The organism is Haloplanus sp. GDY1, assembly GCF_023703775.1.
GTDB lineage: Archaea > Halobacteriota > Halobacteria > Halobacteriales > Haloferacaceae > Haloplanus > Haloplanus halophilus.
In genome coordinates, this window is sequence record NZ_CP098514.1 from 2,166,046 (window position 1) to 2,180,865 (window position 14,820).

The following is a 14,820-nucleotide window of genomic DNA, read 5'->3' on the forward strand; positions in this document are numbered from 1 at the left end:
TGGAGTCGGGCATGACCGTCGACGTGGATTTCGGGACCGACGGCCTCGTCCCGGCCGTCGCACAGGACGCCGACTCCGGCGAGGTGTTGATGCTGGCGTACGTCTCGCCGACGGCGCTCGAACGCACCCGCGAGACGGGACGCGCACACTACTACTCGCGGAGCCGCGACGAACTCTGGGAGAAAGGCGCCACGAGCGGGCACGTCCAGCGCGTCGACGAGGTGCGGGTGGACTGTGACGGCGACGCCCTGCTCTATCTCGTCGAGCAGGAGGGCGGCGCCTGTCACACCGGCTACCGCTCCTGTTTCCACCGGACCGCCGACGGCGAGACGGTCGGCGAACGGGTCTTCGATCCGGACGACGTCTACGACGAGGGATGAGCGGGAGCGACGCGTCGGAGGGCGACGTGGCATCGAGGCTCCGGACGGCCCACGAGGACCTCCTCGACGCCCGCGCGGCCGTCGAGGAGCGGGGCGAGGCGAACCTGGAGGCGGTGCGGGACGCCCACCGCGAGGCGACCGACCTGCTGGACCGCTACGAGGGGCGGGCGACCGGCACCGGCGACTTCGCCGCGTTCGTCGAGTTCCAGGAGGCCTTCGTCGAACTGACGGAGGGGCTCGACGACGACCTGCCGGCGCGGTCGGCCTTCGAGGAGGCGAACGACCTGCTCGACCAGCGGCGCCTCGACGAGGACGACTTCGAGCGGGCGCGCGAGCGACTGGCGCCGGCGGCCGACCTCGTCGACCTGCTGGCGGACCGCGAGGCCGCCCGCGAGGCCTTCGAGGCGGCCCGCCGCGACGCGCGGCGGCGCCTGCGCGACCTGGAGGAGCGAATCGACTCCCTGGAGCGCCTGCGACGGCTCGGCGAGGCGGACCTCGACGCGCCGGTCGAGCGCCTGCGCGACCCGATCAGCGACTACAACGAGGCGGTGCGGGACGCGTGGACGACGTTCCGGCGCGAGGCCAGCGCCCGGGAGGTGTTCCGCGTCGTCGAGGCGAGCCAGGCCTACCCGCTCGCCGCGTTCCCCGAGGTGCCGCCGGACCTCGAGGAGTACGTCGAGCGCCGGCCGGCGGGCGAAGAGTCGATTCCGACGCTCCTGGAGTACGCCGACTACTCCACCTCGAAGCTCTCACACTACGTCGACGACCCCGGCGCCCTGCGGACGCGGGTGGGCACCCACCGGACCTACCTCGAACGCCTCGACGCGGCCCCGCTGACCGTGTCGTGGCCGCCGCCGGCGGCCGAACGGCTCCGGTACCGGGCGCCGGAACTCGTCTCGGTCGTCGCGCGCTTCGCGGACGAGGCGACCGTCGCGGCGGCGCGGCGGCTGCGTGACCTGCCCGACCGGGTGGCCTACGAGCGCCTCCGGGAGACGGCGCTCGCCCGGGACGAACTCGACGAGGAGGAGCGCGAGCGGCTGTCGCGGGGTGCCGTCGAGGCGGAACTGACGGCCGCCCGCGACGAGAGAGCGCGGATCGAGGCCGCCCTCGACGAGACGGACGGTCTGTAGTAGCGATTGAAACTGTTTGCACAGCGGATCGCAGTACGGTGTACGATCAGCTGTGCAATGACTTTCAATCGCTACGATAGCGCGCCGCGTCGAGCGTCTCGCGCAGGTCGGCCGCGAGCGCGGACGCCCGGTCGGCGTCCCGCGCCTCGGCGTAGATGCGGACCTTGGGTTCGGTGCCGCTCGGCCGGACCAGCACCCACGCGTCCCCGTAGTCGAGGCGGTAGCCGTCGGTCGTATCGAGGGCGACGTCGGCCTCGCGGGCGTACGCCGCCGCGGCGTCGAGGAGGCGGGCGCGTTCGGCCGCGTCGCCGTAGGTGAGGTTCTCGCGCACGAAGTGGTAGTCGGTGAAGGGGGCGACGACGTCGCTGGCCGGGCCGTCCGCGTCCGCCAGGAGTTCGAGAAACTTCGCGGCGACGTAGGCGCCGTCGCGGGTGAGGCGGTACTCGGGGAAGAAGACGCCGCCGTTGCCCTCGCCGGCGACGGGCACCCGGTCGCCGGCCCGCTGGCGTTCGCGCACCCGCGTGACGATGTGCGTGGAGCCGATGGGCGTCAGATCGAGTTCCGCGCCGGCGTCGTCGACGGCGTCGACGAGCCGCTGGGAGACGTTGACCGCGGAGACGACGGCGTCGCCGGGGTCGAGTTCCGCCGCCGCGAGCGCCGCGAACGAGGTGTCGCCGTCGACGACGGCGCCCGTCTCGTCGACGAAGATGGCCCGGTCGGCGTCGCCGTCGTGGGCGACGCCCACGTCGGCGTCGGTGGCGCGGACGAGTCGCCGGAGGTCCGTCAGGTTCTCGGCGACGGGTTCTGGGTCGCGGCCGGGGAAGTGGCCGTCCGGGTCGGCGTTGACGGTGCGGACGGCACAGCCGAGTTCCCGGAGGAAGTCGGGCGAGACGAGCGATCCGGCGCCGTGGCCGGGGTCGACGGCGACGGTGAGGTCGGCGTCCGCCACGCGCTCGCTGTCGACCCCCGCGAGCAGGTCCGCGCGGTAGTCGGCGTTGACGCCGTCGACGCGGCGGGCGCGCCCCACCTCGTCCCACTGGGCGGGAGGGGCCGCGTCGTCGATCCGCGCCTCGACGCGTTCGTAGGCGTCGACGGCGAGTTCCGTCCCGTCGTCGCCGAGGAGTTTGATCCCGTTGTACTGCGGCGGGTTGTGGGAGGCGGTGAGGACGAGGGCGGGGACCGCTTCGGTCGCACAGTAGTGGGCGACGCCCGGCGTGGGGACGACGCCCAGGCGGTCCACGTCGGCGCCGGCGGCCGCGAGGGTGCCCCCGGCCACGTCGGCGAGGGGGGCACCCGAGAGGCGGGTGTCGCGGGCGACGGCGACCCGGTCGGCGCCCCAGACGGTGGCCGCGGCGGCCGCGACCCGCCGGACGAGTTCGGGCGTGAACGCCTCGCCGACAACCCCGCGCGTGCCGCTCGAACCGAACAGTTGCATTCGGGAGGGGGTCGTCGCGCGGGGCACAAATCCGTTCCGCTCGGCTGGGGGTCCGGTGAGGGGCCGGCGGTGTCGCGATGGCGACGGCACACCGCGGTGACCGGCGCCGGCGGCGCCGACCGGACGGCCTTTACCCCACCGTCCCCTCCGTCCCGGCATGACGCAGTTCGCCGACTTCGAGGTGATCCCGGCGGTCGACATGCAGGACGGCGAGGTGGTCCAGTTGGTGCAGGGTGAGCGCGGCACCGAGAAGCGCTACGGCGACCCCGTGGAAGCGGCGCGTCGGTGGGTCGAGGCGGGCGCGCGGACGCTCCACCTGGTCGACCTCGACGGGGCGTTCGAGGGGGAGCGAGCGAACGCCGCGGCGGTCGAACGGATCGTCGACGCGGTGGACGTGCCGGTCCAGTTGGGCGGCGGCATCCGCACCGTCGCGGACGCGACCGACCTGCTCGACCGGGGCGTGACCCGGGTGATCCTCGGGACGGCGGCGGTCGAGCGGCCGGAGATCGTCGCGGAGATCAGCGAGACCCACCCCGGGAGCGTGGTGGTGAGCCTCGACGCGAAGGGCGACGAGGTGGTCGTCTCGGGGTGGACCGAGGGGACGGGACTGGACCCAGTCGAGGCCGTAGAGCGGTACGCGGACCTCGGCGCGGCCGCGGTTCTCTACACGGACGTCGACGTCGAGGGGCGACTGGAGGGGGTGCGGGCCGAGCGGATCGAACGCCTCGCGGAAGCGACCGAGATTCCGGTGATCGCCAGCGGCGGCGTCGCCACCCTCGACGACGTGCGGGCGTGTCGGGAAGCGGGCGCCGCGGCCGTCGTCGTCGGGACGGCACTGTACGAGGGAGCCTTCACCCTGGAAGCGGCGATGGAGGCGTAGAGGCGGTCGGCGCGGCCCGGGAACCGGAGGCGGAAGGGGGGAGGCGGAAGGGGGAGGCGAAAGGCGGGAGGCAGGAGGCGAAAGGCGGTCAGGCGAGCACCCCGCCCAGCGCGCCCACGCCCACGGCCGTGACGAGGGCGTCCCACACGGAGACGAGCAGGATCGCGGCCGAAAACAGGACCCCCGTGAGCAGCGTCAGCGCCATGAGGACGGCGAACCACGTGCGCCCGTTGCCCGGCACGTCGGGGACCTTCGAGGGGGAGATGGGAACCAGCGTGCTCGGGTCCGAATCTCGACCGGTCACGCCCGAACTGTCGGCGTCCGCCGTGGTAAAGGCTGGGCGAGCGTCTCGACTCGCGGGACGCCGCGAGGGGGGCCCCACCGAACGGTGTCGGATGGCGGCCCAAAACCGACTTACGCACGCCCCGAGAGGTGCGGGTATGGACCGCACCGCCGCCCGGAGCCGGGAAACCGCGGAGACGACCGTCGACCTGACGCTCGACGTGGACGGCGACGGCGACGCCGCCGTCGACACCGGCATCGGCTTCTTCGATCACATGCTCGAATCGTTCGCCAAACACGGCCTGTTCGACCTCACGGTCGACTGCGACGGCGACCTGGACGTCGACGACCACCACACCGTCGAGGACGTGGCGCTCGTCCTCGGGGCGGCGTTCGCGGAGGCGTTGGGCGAGAAGCGCGGGATCCGCCGCTTCGCCGACCGGCGCGTCCCCCTCGACGAGGCGGTGGCGAGCGTCGTCGTCGACGTGAGCGGCCGCCCCCTCGTTCGCTTCGACGGCGAGTTCTCCGAGGAGCGCGTCGGCGAGTTCACGAGCGTGATGGCGAGACACTTCGCGCGGTCGCTGGCGACCGCGGCGGGGCTCACCCTCCACGCCGAAATCGAGGGGGAGAACGCCCACCACGAGGTCGAGGCGCTGTTCAAGGCGCTCGCGCGGACGCTCGACGACGCCACCCGGATCGACGACCGGCGGTCGGACACGCCGAGCACCAAGGGCGAACTCTGAGCGGCACGGGCGGACGCCCGGATACAACCCCTGTCGTATCGTCTTTCGACGCACGTCGTTAGTTATTTGCCGTCGGGGGGAGAGGTGGCGGGTATGCAGGCGTTCGAAGCGCTCGACAGCGACACCTCGAAGCTCGTCGTGCTGTATCTCCAGCGCGTCGGGGACGCCACGCCGGATCGGATCGCGGAGCGGCTTCGCCTCCCGCTGATGACCGTGCTGGCGACGGTTCGGTATCTGGACGAGGAGGGGCTGGTCCGCCGGCTAGAGGGATCGGATCGGGTCGTCCTGACGGATCGGAACGGGACGCGGGTCGAGCGAGAGCGGGTGGCGGACCCCGCGTAGCCTACTCCAGGACGGCGTCGTTCACGAGGTACTCGGGCACCTCGTCGGCGAGCGTCTGGACCACGTTCCGGGCCGCCTTCTCCCGCAGTTCGACGACGCTCTCGGCGGAGTTGTAGGCGGCGTGGGGGGTGAGGATCACGTCGTCCAGATCCAGCAGCGGCGAGTCCGGGGACGGGGGTTCCTCGGCGAGGGTGTCGAGGCCGGCGCCCGCGATGGACCCCGCACGGATCGCGTCGGCGAGGGCGTCCTCGTCGACGATGCCGCCGCGGGCGGCGTTGAGGAGGAAGGCGGACTCCTTCATCGCGTCGAGTTCGTCGGCGCCGATCATCCCCTCCGTCTCGGGGGTGAGCGGCGTGTGGATCGAGACGGCGTCCGAGTCGGCGAGCAGGGTCGACAGGTCGTCGACGAGGGTCACCCCGTCGGCCACGTCCGCCGGATCGACGTAGGGGTCGTGAGCGATCACGTCCATGCCGAACGCCCGGGCCTTCCGCCCGACCGCCTGCGCGATGTCGCCGTAGGCGACGAGGCCGAGCGTCTGCCCGTGGAGGCGGTGCATCGGCCGTCCGAGGTGTTCGTTCCACTCGCCCTCCCTGGCCCGGTCGTTGTACTCGACGATCTTTCGCTCCAGGGCCAGCAGGAGCGCGAGGGTGTGAGTGGACACCTCGGGGATGCAGTAGTCGGGGACGTTCGTCACGTAGACGCCCCGCTCGGTGGCGGCGTCGAGGTCGACGTTGTCGAAGCCGATGCCGGTCCGGGAGACGACCCGGCAGTTCGGCATCGCGTCGAGGAGGGCGGCGTCGACCTCCTCGTACATGACGATGACGGCGTCGGGGTCGACGTCGGCGAGGAGGTCCGGAAGCGGGTCGTCGCTCGCCTCGCCGTCGATCAACTCGGCGTCGACCTCCGAGAGGATGCCGCGCTCGATGTCGAGGTCGTCGAACGTGTGGTCGGTGAAGACGACGGTGTGGCTCATGGTCGGGGGGAGGGTAGAGAGTGTGGTAAATGGTTCGGAGCCGGCACGATCGGGGGGCGCTTCGCGACGCCGCGGTCGTCGCCGCGCTCGCGCGATGAGCGAACGGGCGGAGGCAGGTCGTCGAGGGACGGGACTAGTAGACCTCGGTCCCGTTCGGCACCCGCCGTTCGGGTTGCAGATGGACGACGTCGCCGTTCGCGTCGTCGACGCCCGTGACCAGGCACTGACTCTCGAAGCCGGCGACGGTGACGGTGCCGAGGTTCACGACCGCGACCACCTGTCGTCCGATCAGGTCCTCGGGGTCGTAGTTGTCCGTGAGACCGGCGGCCGACCGGCGCGTCTCGTCGCCGAAGTCGACGCGCAGTTTGTACACGTCCTTTCGGGCTTCGGGGAAGGGTTCGGCGCTGACGACCTCTCCGACGCGCATCTCGACCTCGTCGAGAAACACGCTCGGATCGACGTCTGGGTCCTCGATTCCCATATCGTCCCCTGTAGATCCCCCCGCTTCACTCTGTCCCTCGGAGGCGTCGACGCCCCCGGCCCCACGATTCACCAAAGGGCTTATGCGAGGGACACGGAGGGTTCGCCATGTTCGACGAGATCATGGAGAAATTCGAGGGGAGTCCGAGCCAGCAGGAGGTGATCCGACTCCTCCTCGAACGGGGCTTCTCCGTCAACGACGAGGGACGGGTCGTCTCCGGCGGGATCGAGATCCCCAACACGGGGATCGCCCGCGAGATCGGCGTCGACCGCCGGGTCGTCGACTCGACGACCGACGCCATCCTCGACGACCCCGAACTCCGGCGCATCTTCCAGAACATCACGGCCATCCCCAGCCTGATGGACCTGGCGCCGGTGCTCGACCTCTCGGTGCTGACGATCTGGGTCGACGACGAGACGGAACCGGGCATCGTCGCCGACGTGACGACGGCCATCGCCGACCGCGGCATCTCGATCCGGCAGGTCATCAGCGAGGATCCCGAATTCGTCGACGACGCCAAACTGTACGTCATCACCGACGCGGGGCTCCCGGGGGACCTGCTGGTCGAGATCCGCGAGTTGCCGTACGTCCGCCGGGTCGAGTTCTGATGGCCGAGACGTACCGCACGGTGGGGGAGCGCGCGCGGGCGGACTTCGAGGTGAAGGGCTCGGAGTTCGTCGGCCACGTCGCGCCCGCCGAATCGGTCGCGGCGGCGGAGGGGTTCGTCGACGAGGTGCGGGAAGCGTACGGCGACGCGACCCACAACGTCCCCGCCTACCGCGTGCCGGCCGAGGGCGGCGACATGCTCCGGGAGTGGGCGAGCGACGACGGCGAACCCACGGGGTCGGCGGGCAAGCCGGCGCTGAACGTCCTCGTCCAGCGCGACCTGCGGAACGTCGTCGCGGTCGTGACCCGCTACTACGGCGGCGTCAACCTCGGGGTCGGGGGGCTGGCGCGGGCGTACGCCCGCGGCGTGAGCGACGCCGTCGACGCCGCCGGCGTGGTCGAGGAGCGGCCACACGAGCGACTCGCGATCACGGTCGACTACGACGACTCGGGGACCGTCCGCGGGGTGCTGGAGAGCGAGGGCGTCGACTTCGAGGCGGCCTACGAGGAGCGGGTCTCCTTCGCGGTGCGCGTCCCCGTCGCCGAGGCCGACGCGCTCCGGGACCGCCTGCGGTCCGCGACGGGCGGCCGGGTCGAACTGGGGTGCGGTACGGACGCCTATTGAGCCCTCGGGGGGTGCGCTTCACTGGAGGTTCGCTGGGGATCGAACCGCCCGCAGTCGTGCGAATTTCGACGTGAAGGAGAGGGGTTACGTCGTCCGGAAGGCGCGGTCGCCGGCGTCGCCGAGGCCGGGCACGATGAAGCCGTTCTCGTCGAGGTGGTCGTCGATGGCGACGGTCAGCAGGTCCGCCTCGGGGACCGCCTCGCCCACCCGCAGGAGGCCGGCCGGGGCGCTGACCGCCGAGAGGACGAAGAGGTTCTCGGGGGCCGCCTGGCCGTCGAGGACGTACTCGAGGACCGCACACATCGTCGACCCCGTGGCGAGCATGGGGTCGGCGACGATGACGGTGTCCTCCTCCGTGATCTCCGGGAGTTTCACGTAGTCGACGGTGATGGGGAACTCGCCGTCCTCGTTCATGCCGGCCTCCTCGTCGCGGCCGGCGCTGATGACGCCCTGTTTGGCTCGGGGGAAGGCCTTCAGCAGGCCCTCGACGAACGGCGTCGCGGCCCGGAGGACGTTGATGATGACCACGTCGTCCAGTCCCTTCACGCGCTCGCCGGTCGTCTCGGCCATCGGCGTCTCGATGGAGACGTACTCCGTCTCCATCGCGCCGTCGATGATCTCGTAGCCACAGATGCGGCCGAGCTTCACCAGCCCCTTCCGGAAGGCGACCTGTTCGGTGTCGGCGTCGCGGATCTTCGAGAGGGTGTCCTTCGCGAGCGCGTGCGTGATGAGGTACGCGTCGTCGCGGTCTTCGATGGTCATACACGCCACTCCGCGGGTCGAGAACCTTAAACTGGCGACATCCGCGGCGGCAGGACCGTTCAGCGGGTCACGGCGTACGTCAGCGCCATCAACAGGAGCGCGAGCGAGGCGACGTTCCACGGCGTGAACGCGACGACGTCGATGAAATCCAGCCCCCAGATCACGACCGTCGCGAAGACGGAGGACAGCACGAGGTTCATCACGAACAGCACCCGGGGGTCGCCCTCGGCCATACGTCGAGGTGCCCCGGGCGGAACCTTAAACGGTCGGGTCGGGGAGCGGACGCCGTTCGAAGGGGACGCGGCGGGCGTGTTTTGCCGACGCGTCCCCAAGCGGCCCCATGCGCCTCCGGAACCGCGAGGGCACGCCCGTCGACGCCGTCCCCTTCCTCGTCGTGACGGCGATGGCCGGCCTCGTGGCCTTCTCGTTCGGCCCCATCTACTGCATCGCGGTGGGGCTTGAGGGGCCGGCGGTGATCGGCGTCCCCGCCCTCGCCTTCGGCGGCGCCGTGGCGGTGGCCTACCGCCGCCTCGTCCACGCCGCCCGGCCGGACCTCCGGGCGGAGATTCCGACGGCGCAACGCATCCGGGGGCTGTTCTACGCGGCGCTCGTGGGGGCGGCGCTGCTCGTCGCGCTGTCCCTCCCGCTTTTGGTGCAGTGAGGCGTTGGACGGGACGATGCGCGAGGTGGAAGTCTCACGGTTCGTGCCGGCACCGCCCCGAGCGGTCGAACGCGCCCTGACGCCCGAAGCGGTGGTCGAACGCGAGGGGAGCTTCACGGTCCGGGAGGTGAGCGACGAGGGGGACGCGACGCTCGTCGTCGCGGGCGCCCGCGGGCTGGAACTCACGCTGCGGTTCGAGGAGCGGCCGGACGGCCTCCGCTACACGCAGGCCGGCGACGCGGGTCCCTTCGACGCCATGACGACGGAACTCACCGTCGCGTCGGAGGACGAGGGGTCGCGCGTGACCGCCCGGTCGGCGGTGAGCCTCGGCCTCCCGGTGCCGGCCCTGACCGACCGGCTGGCGGGCTGGAAGCGTCGCGGGGAACTGGAGCGCCTGCTCGACGGGGTGGCCGAAACCGCGACCTGAGGCGGATCGTCGGCCCTGGTTACGGGTGGATCGCCGGATCGTCGCGGCGAACCACCGGTCCTGACGGAACCCGTAGAGGGGCGGAAGGTATAGGACGACGGACGGCCACCGACGGGTATGGACTGGCGCGACGTCGTGATCGTCGTCCTCGCGGGCGTCCTCGGGATGCTCGGCGGCGTCTTCGGGCCGGTCGGCATCCTCGCCGGCGTCGTCGTCGGGGCGGCCCTCGGCGCCCGCTGGGCGTCGCGGTCGGACCGCATCGCCGCGCTGGAGCGCCGGGTCGCGGAACTGGAGGGCGACGACGACGCGTAGCGGCCGTGCGTCGCCCGCGGACAACCGAGCGAGCCTTTACCCGAGGGCGTGTGAAGTGCCCCCATGGGATTGCTCGACACGATCACGGCGGCGCTGGCGGCCTCGTCCTCGTCGACGAACCGCGGCGACGGCCGAGGGGAGTCGAAGGGGGCGTACTGGTGTCACGACTGCGAGGAGCGGCTCCTCGACCTGGACGTCGAGGGCGACGACCCGCCGGCCTGTCCCGCCTGTGACGAACCGATGACGTTCGAGCGGTCGCCCGGATCGACCGGGTGTGCCTGCTAGGGGTCGACGACCACCCGCTCCTCACCGGCCTCGGTCGGGAACTCGCTCGCGAACGCCCCCCAGTCGGCCCCCATCTCAGCGTCGGTGAGCAGGCAGTCGTCGAGCGCCGCGATCAGCCCCTCCTCGTCCATCTCCCGACCGATGAACACCAGTTCGACCCGCCGGTCGCCCCACTCCCCGTCCCAGTCGAGGTCCGAGCGGTTGCGCCGGTAGGCGTCCTGCTCGAACTCGGGGAGGCTGGCGATCCAGGGGCCGGTGGCCTCGACCCGAACCGAGGGGCCGGCCTGGTGCATCGTGTGGGCCACGTCGGCGCCGGTGGCGATCCAGCAGGTCCCCTTGGCGCGGACGACCGAGGACGGGAGGTCGGCCAGCAGGGTGGAGAACCGCTCTGGGTGGAAGGGCCGGCGGCGGCGGTACGTGAAGGAGGCGACGCCGTAGACGGCTTCGGGGTGGGCGTGGTCGCCGTGCGCGTGGTCGTGGTCGTGCCCGCCGCCGTCCTCGTCGAGCGCTCGCTTCCACCCCGCCGCCTCGACCGCGCCGGGATCGTAGCGCGCCCGCAGGAGCGTCTCGGGGTCGATGCGGCTGTGCTCCGTCCGCCGGATCTCGGCGTCCGGGCGGAGCGCCCGCACCATCTCCTCGACGGCGTCGAGTTCGTCGGGCGCGACCAGGTCCGTCTTGTTCAGGAGGACGAGGTCCGCGGCCTCGACGTCCTCGACGAGGAGGTCCGAGAGCGGGCGCGTCCCCTCGCCGTCGCCACGGCGGGTCGCGACGCCCGCCTCGCCGAAGGCGTCGTGGAACTGGCGGGCGTCAACGACGGCGACGATGGAGGCCACGTCGTAGCGGGCGGCGGCCCGCGACCCCGTCGTGAACAGGCGGGCGACGGGGCGGGGTTCGGAGATGCCCGATGCCTCGACGACCAGCTGATCGAAGTCGCGGTCGGAGGCGAGACGGACGACGGCGGTTTCGAGGTCGTCCTGCAGTTCACAGCAGATACAGCCGTTCGAGAGTTCGGTCACGCCGCCGTCGACGGCGAGGTCCGTGTTCCCGCTCACCAGGTCGGCGTCGACGTTGACCTCCCCCATGTCGTTGACGAGGACGGCGATATCGCGTTCGCCCGCCTCCCGGAGCAGGTGGTTGAGCAGCGTCGTCTTGCCGGCGCCGAGGCTCCCGCACAGGATGGTGACGGGGATGGCGTCCCGTGACATGGACGGGAGTGGGCGGGCGGCGGCCTTAACCCCGCGGACGTGCGCTCGTGGCGGGCGACCGACGACACGTTTTTCTCCGCGCCCACGGGAGGGGAGGCATGGACCTCGCGGAACGGATCGACCACTTCCGGCGGGTGGCCGAGGAGTGGCTCCGGGGGCTGTATCACGGCATGGTGAGCCACCCGGCCTACGAGAAGATCGAACACGAGGCCGAGGACCAAGAGGACACGTTCATGCTCGCGTGCTTCCCCGACGCCTTCGGCATCCCGAGTCCGGTGTCGTACTACACGGCCGAACTCCTGCCGTATCTCGAAGACGAGTTCGAGGCGTGGGAGCGGCGGATGTGGAATCGGGGGTCGCTACTCGAACGGAAGGGCGAGCAGTACCACTTCTGATGGAGCGGTTCGTCTTCTTCGGCGGGAAGGGCGGCGTCGGCAAGACCACGATGTCGAGCGCCTACGGGCAGAAGTGCGCGCGGTCGGGGCTGGAGACGCTCGTCGTCTCGACGGATCCCGCCCACAGCACCGCCGACGTGTTCGACCAGGAGTTCGACGACGAGCCGCGGTCGGTCGAGGGGATCGAGAACCTGTCGGTCATGGAGATCGATCCGGACGAGGAACTCGAACGGCACCTGATGGAGACGAAACGGGCGATGGGCGATCAGGTGAGTCCGGCGATGGTCAACGAGATCGACCGCCAGATCGAGATGGCCCACCAGACGCCGGGCGCCTACGAGGCGGCGCTGTTCGACCGCTTCATCGACGTGATGCGCGACGCCGACCCCTACGAGCGCGTCGTCTTCGACACGTCGCCCACGGGCGGCACGCTGCGTCTCCTCTCGCTCCCGGAGTTCCTGGAGGGGTGGATCGACCGCCTGCTCCACAAGCGCAAGCAGAGCATCGAACTGTACGAGCGTGCGGCCATCGGCAACCGGGAACCCCGGCGGATGATGGACGGCGACCCGATCATCGCCCGCCTGCAGGAACGCAAGGAGATGTTCGAGTTCGCGAAGGAGACCCTGCGCGACGAGGCGGCGTTCTACCTCGTCGTCAACCCGGACGAACTGTCGATCAGGGAGACCCGCCGGGCCATCGACAGCCTCGCCGACCACGGCCTCTCGGTCCGGGGGCTGGCGGTGAACAAACTCACGCCGGAACCGGACGACGACGAGGACGGCCGCGGGGCACGGTACCTCCGGGACCGCGTGGCGACCGAGCGCGAACGCCTCGACGAACTCCACGAGACGTTCGACCCGCCGGTGGTCGCGGAGGTGGAGACTCGGGTCCGCGAGGTGAAGGGATCGCTGCTCGCAGCGGTGGCCGACGAACTCGACGTCGCGGTGTAGGCGGCGCGAGCGTCCGTTCGTTCGGGTGGACGCCGTCGGCGGATCTGGGGGTTTCGTCGGGGAATGCCCAAGGTTTAAGTAATATTTTTTCCTGAAATTAGGTTGGGTCACACACATGGTACAGGCTATCACACTGGTGGTACTCACGCTCGTGTCGTTCACGGTGGCGTATCTGGGGTACTCGAGATACCTCTCGCAGTTCGTCGACCTGGACGACGACCGTGAGACGCCGGCGCACAAGTATCAGGACGGACAGGAGTACGTCCCGTCCAAGAAGCCGGTGTTGCTGGGGCATCACTATTCGAGCATCGCGGGCGGGGCGCCCATCGTCGGCCCGATCACCGCGACGGTGGTCTGGGGCTGGGTGCCGGCGTTCCTGTGGGTCGCCATCGGCAACCCGCTGTTCGGGTCCGTTCACGACTTCATGGCGCTGACGTCGAGCATGCGCCACGAGGGGAAGTCGATCGGGTACATCATCGGGGAGTACGTCGGCGAGCGCGGCAAGGACATGATCCTCTGGTTCGCGTTCCTGACCATCATCCTCGTGGTGGCGGTGTTCGGCCTCGTGATCGCCGTCGTCTTCAACGCCTATCCGCAGGCGGCGACGGCGTCGCTGGTCTACATCGCCCTCGCGTTGGTGTTCGGGGTGTATCTCTACCAGCTCGACTTGCCCTTCCTGCCGGGGACGGTGGCGTTCGTCGCCGCCGTCTTCGCCGGCGTGTGGGTCGGCGTCCAGTACCCCCTCGCGCTGGTGCCGGGGGACTACCCGGCGGGCACCATCGTCCTGCTGTCGGGGAGTCCGCTCCCGCCCGTGCTGGGCAGCGTCAACATCGCGACGTGGATCCCGGTGGTCCTCGTCTACGGCTTCGTCGCGAGCGTCCTGCCCGTCTGGGTGTTGCTCCAGCCGCGCGACTTCCTCACGTCGAGCCTGCTGTACGCCGGCGTCGGCGGTACGCTGCTGGCGGTGATCGTCGGGACGGTCACCGGTGCCGGCCAGCAACTCACCGTCAACGTCCCCGCCTACGCCGGGTTCTGGGGCGGGGCGCTCGTCGAAACCACCCTTCCGCTGTTCCCCCTGCTGTTCGTCACCATCGCCTGCGGGACGATCAGCGGCTTCCACTCGCTGGTCTCCTCGGGGACGACGGCCAAGCAGTTGGACAAGGAGACCGACGCCCGGACCATCGGCTACGGCGGGATGCTCGGCGAGGGCCTGCTGGCCACCGTCGCCATCGTCACCGTCGCGGTGTACGCCGAGGTGCCGACGGGCGGGGGCATCGGGCTCGCGCTCCCGAACTTCGCCTCCGGCGGCGGGCTGATCCTCAACATCGGGTTCGGGATCCCGGAGTCCCTCGCGGCGCCGTTCATGGGGCTCGTCCTCGTGAGCTTCCTGCTCACCAGCACCGACACGGCGGTTCGACTCGGCCGGTACATGGTCGAGGAACTCGTCGGGACGCCGGAGACGCAGGTCCAGGAGGTGGCGGCCAACCGCTACGTCAACGCCAGCCTCCAGGTGATTCCCGCGTACGTCCTCGTCGCCTCCGGCCGGTGGGCCGACCTCTGGCCGCTGTTCGGCGGCGCGAACCAGACGCTCGCGGCGCTGGCGCTGCTGGTGGCGACCATCTGGCTCGCCAACTGGGACGACCAGAAACAGCTCATCTCCACCGGCGCGCCGATGGCGTTCATGCTGGTCATCACGACCATCGCCCTGCTGTATCTCTCGCTGTATCAGAACCTCTATCAGAAGTTCGTCCTCGGCAACTGGGCCGACGGCGGCACGACCATCGCGATGGCCTCCGCGGCCGTCCAGATCGTGATCGCGCTGGTGTTGATCTGGCTGGCGCTCTCGCTGGCCTACATGGGCATCAGCAACATCCGGAAGGCCCGGGGCACCGGCGCGGCCGTCGCCGACGGCGGCGAACCGACCGACGACGACGACTGACGTCCGC

The 14,820-nt window shown here is 70.8% G+C and carries 21 protein-coding genes; 14 read left to right on the forward strand and 7 right to left on the reverse strand.

The genetic code is table 11. The features are described from left to right. Positions 1–11 precede the first annotated feature (11 nt). Together hisI and NBT67_RS11605 are read left to right on the forward strand one after the other, a co-directional pair. Positions 12–380, forward strand: a complete 369-nt coding sequence (gene hisI, locus NBT67_RS11600) for a phosphoribosyl-AMP cyclohydrolase (protein WP_251341872.1) — start codon at positions 12–14, stop codon at positions 378–380. Then, a complete protein-coding gene (locus tag NBT67_RS11605) occupies positions 377–1,510 on the forward strand; it encodes a DUF7118 family protein (RefSeq protein WP_251341873.1) in 1,134 nt (377 codons plus the stop codon). Before hisI ends, NBT67_RS11605 begins: the two co-directional genes overlap by 4 nt. A 64-nt stretch (positions 1,511–1,574) precedes the next feature. Here NBT67_RS11605 and glmM read toward each other — a convergent pair whose 3' ends face one another. Beyond that, entirely contained in the window at positions 1,575–2,945 is a 1,371-nt protein-coding gene (glmM, locus tag NBT67_RS11610) for a phosphoglucosamine mutase (RefSeq protein WP_251341874.1), read from the reverse strand. Between the two features lie 157 nt (positions 2,946–3,102). Between glmM and hisA the strand changes: the two genes are divergently transcribed. After that, a complete protein-coding gene (hisA, locus tag NBT67_RS11615; protein ID WP_251341875.1) occupies positions 3,103–3,825 on the forward strand; it encodes a 1-(5-phosphoribosyl)-5-[(5-phosphoribosylamino)methylideneamino]imidazole-4-carboxamide isomerase in 723 nt (240 codons plus the stop codon). An 88-nt stretch (positions 3,826–3,913) separates the two neighbouring features. Here the strand turns inward: hisA and NBT67_RS11620 are convergent, their stop codons facing one another. Beyond that, complete coding sequence (locus NBT67_RS11620; protein WP_251341876.1) at positions 3,914–4,129, reverse strand: hypothetical protein; 216 nt, start codon at positions 4,127–4,129, stop codon at positions 3,914–3,916. Positions 4,130–4,265: 136 nt separating this feature from the next. Between NBT67_RS11620 and hisB the strand changes: the two genes are divergently transcribed. Together hisB and NBT67_RS11630 are read left to right on the forward strand one after the other, a co-directional pair. Further along, positions 4,266–4,850 carry an imidazoleglycerol-phosphate dehydratase HisB gene (gene hisB / locus NBT67_RS11625; RefSeq protein ID WP_251341877.1) on the forward strand — a complete coding sequence of 195 codons (585 nt, stop codon included), beginning with the start codon at positions 4,266–4,268 and terminating at the stop codon, positions 4,848–4,850. Between the two features lie 93 nt (positions 4,851–4,943). Then, positions 4,944–5,192, forward strand: coding sequence for a hypothetical protein (locus tag NBT67_RS11630; protein ID WP_251341878.1), 249 nt, complete (start codon positions 4,944–4,946; stop codon positions 5,190–5,192). 1 nt (position 5,193) lies between these two features. Here the strand turns inward: NBT67_RS11630 and NBT67_RS11635 are convergent, their stop codons facing one another. Together NBT67_RS11635 and NBT67_RS11640 are read right to left on the reverse strand one after the other, a co-directional pair. After that, complete coding sequence (locus tag NBT67_RS11635; RefSeq protein ID WP_251341879.1) at positions 5,194–6,165, reverse strand: C-terminal binding protein; 972 nt, start codon at positions 6,163–6,165, stop codon at positions 5,194–5,196. A 133-nt stretch (positions 6,166–6,298) separates the two neighbouring features. Then, positions 6,299–6,646: a tRNA-binding protein gene (locus NBT67_RS11640; RefSeq protein ID WP_251341880.1), complete on the reverse strand. Its 348-nt coding sequence runs from the start codon at positions 6,644–6,646 to the stop codon at positions 6,299–6,301. Between the two features lie 107 nt (positions 6,647–6,753). Here NBT67_RS11640 and trpY point away from each other — a divergent pair, with 107 nt between their 5' ends. Further along, positions 6,754–7,254, forward strand: coding sequence for a TrpY family transcription regulator (gene trpY / locus NBT67_RS11645; protein ID WP_251341881.1), 501 nt, complete (start codon positions 6,754–6,756; stop codon positions 7,252–7,254). Further along, positions 7,254–7,877 (forward strand): IMPACT family protein, encoded by a 624-nt coding sequence (locus NBT67_RS11650; protein WP_251341882.1) that lies wholly within the window; start codon positions 7,254–7,256, stop codon positions 7,875–7,877. Before trpY ends, NBT67_RS11650 begins: the two co-directional genes overlap by 1 nt. Before the next feature lie 84 nt (positions 7,878–7,961). Here NBT67_RS11650 and upp read toward each other — a convergent pair whose 3' ends face one another. Both upp and NBT67_RS11660 read right to left on the reverse strand, forming a co-directional pair. Next, a complete protein-coding gene (upp, locus tag NBT67_RS11655) occupies positions 7,962–8,639 on the reverse strand; it encodes a uracil phosphoribosyltransferase (RefSeq protein ID WP_251341883.1) in 678 nt (225 codons plus the stop codon). Between the two features lie 59 nt (positions 8,640–8,698). Next, a complete protein-coding gene (locus NBT67_RS11660; RefSeq protein WP_251341884.1) occupies positions 8,699–8,872 on the reverse strand; it encodes a DUF8107 family protein in 174 nt (57 codons plus the stop codon). Positions 8,873–8,979: 107 nt separating this feature from the next. Between NBT67_RS11660 and NBT67_RS11665 the strand changes: the two genes are divergently transcribed. The 4 genes from NBT67_RS11665 (at position 8,980) to NBT67_RS11680 (ending at position 10,324) form a co-directional block, all read left to right on the forward strand. Continuing rightward, entirely contained in the window at positions 8,980–9,300 is a 321-nt protein-coding gene (locus NBT67_RS11665) for a hypothetical protein (protein WP_251341885.1), read from the forward strand. 16 nt (positions 9,301–9,316) lie between these two features. Further along, the gene (locus NBT67_RS11670; RefSeq protein WP_251341886.1) at positions 9,317–9,727 is read left to right on the forward strand and encodes an SRPBCC family protein; all 411 of its coding nucleotides are present in this window, start codon (positions 9,317–9,319) and stop codon (positions 9,725–9,727) included. A gap of 117 nt (positions 9,728–9,844) precedes the next feature. After that, entirely contained in the window at positions 9,845–10,039 is a 195-nt protein-coding gene (locus NBT67_RS11675; protein WP_251341887.1) for a hypothetical protein, read from the forward strand. Positions 10,040–10,102: 63 nt separating this feature from the next. After that, a complete protein-coding gene (locus NBT67_RS11680; RefSeq protein ID WP_251341888.1) occupies positions 10,103–10,324 on the forward strand; it encodes a hypothetical protein in 222 nt (73 codons plus the stop codon). On the opposite strand, the gene NBT67_RS11685 is transcribed toward NBT67_RS11680, so the two are convergent. Beyond that, entirely contained in the window at positions 10,321–11,529 is a 1,209-nt protein-coding gene (locus tag NBT67_RS11685; RefSeq protein ID WP_251341889.1) for a CobW family GTP-binding protein, read from the reverse strand. The two genes, NBT67_RS11680 and NBT67_RS11685, sit on opposite strands and share 4 nt — an antisense overlap. Positions 11,530–11,627: 98 nt before the next feature. Between NBT67_RS11685 and NBT67_RS11690 the strand changes: the two genes are divergently transcribed. From NBT67_RS11690 to NBT67_RS11700, 3 genes are all read left to right on the forward strand, one after another. Further along, a complete protein-coding gene (locus tag NBT67_RS11690; protein WP_251341890.1) occupies positions 11,628–11,924 on the forward strand; it encodes a DUF7990 family protein in 297 nt (98 codons plus the stop codon). Next, positions 11,924–12,874: an ArsA family ATPase gene (locus NBT67_RS11695; RefSeq protein ID WP_251341891.1), complete on the forward strand. Its 951-nt coding sequence runs from the start codon at positions 11,924–11,926 to the stop codon at positions 12,872–12,874. Before NBT67_RS11690 ends, NBT67_RS11695 begins: the two co-directional genes overlap by 1 nt. Positions 12,875–12,989: 115 nt before the next feature. After that, a complete protein-coding gene (locus tag NBT67_RS11700) occupies positions 12,990–14,813 on the forward strand; it encodes a carbon starvation CstA family protein (RefSeq protein ID WP_251341892.1) in 1,824 nt (607 codons plus the stop codon). Positions 14,814–14,820 lie beyond the last annotated feature (7 nt).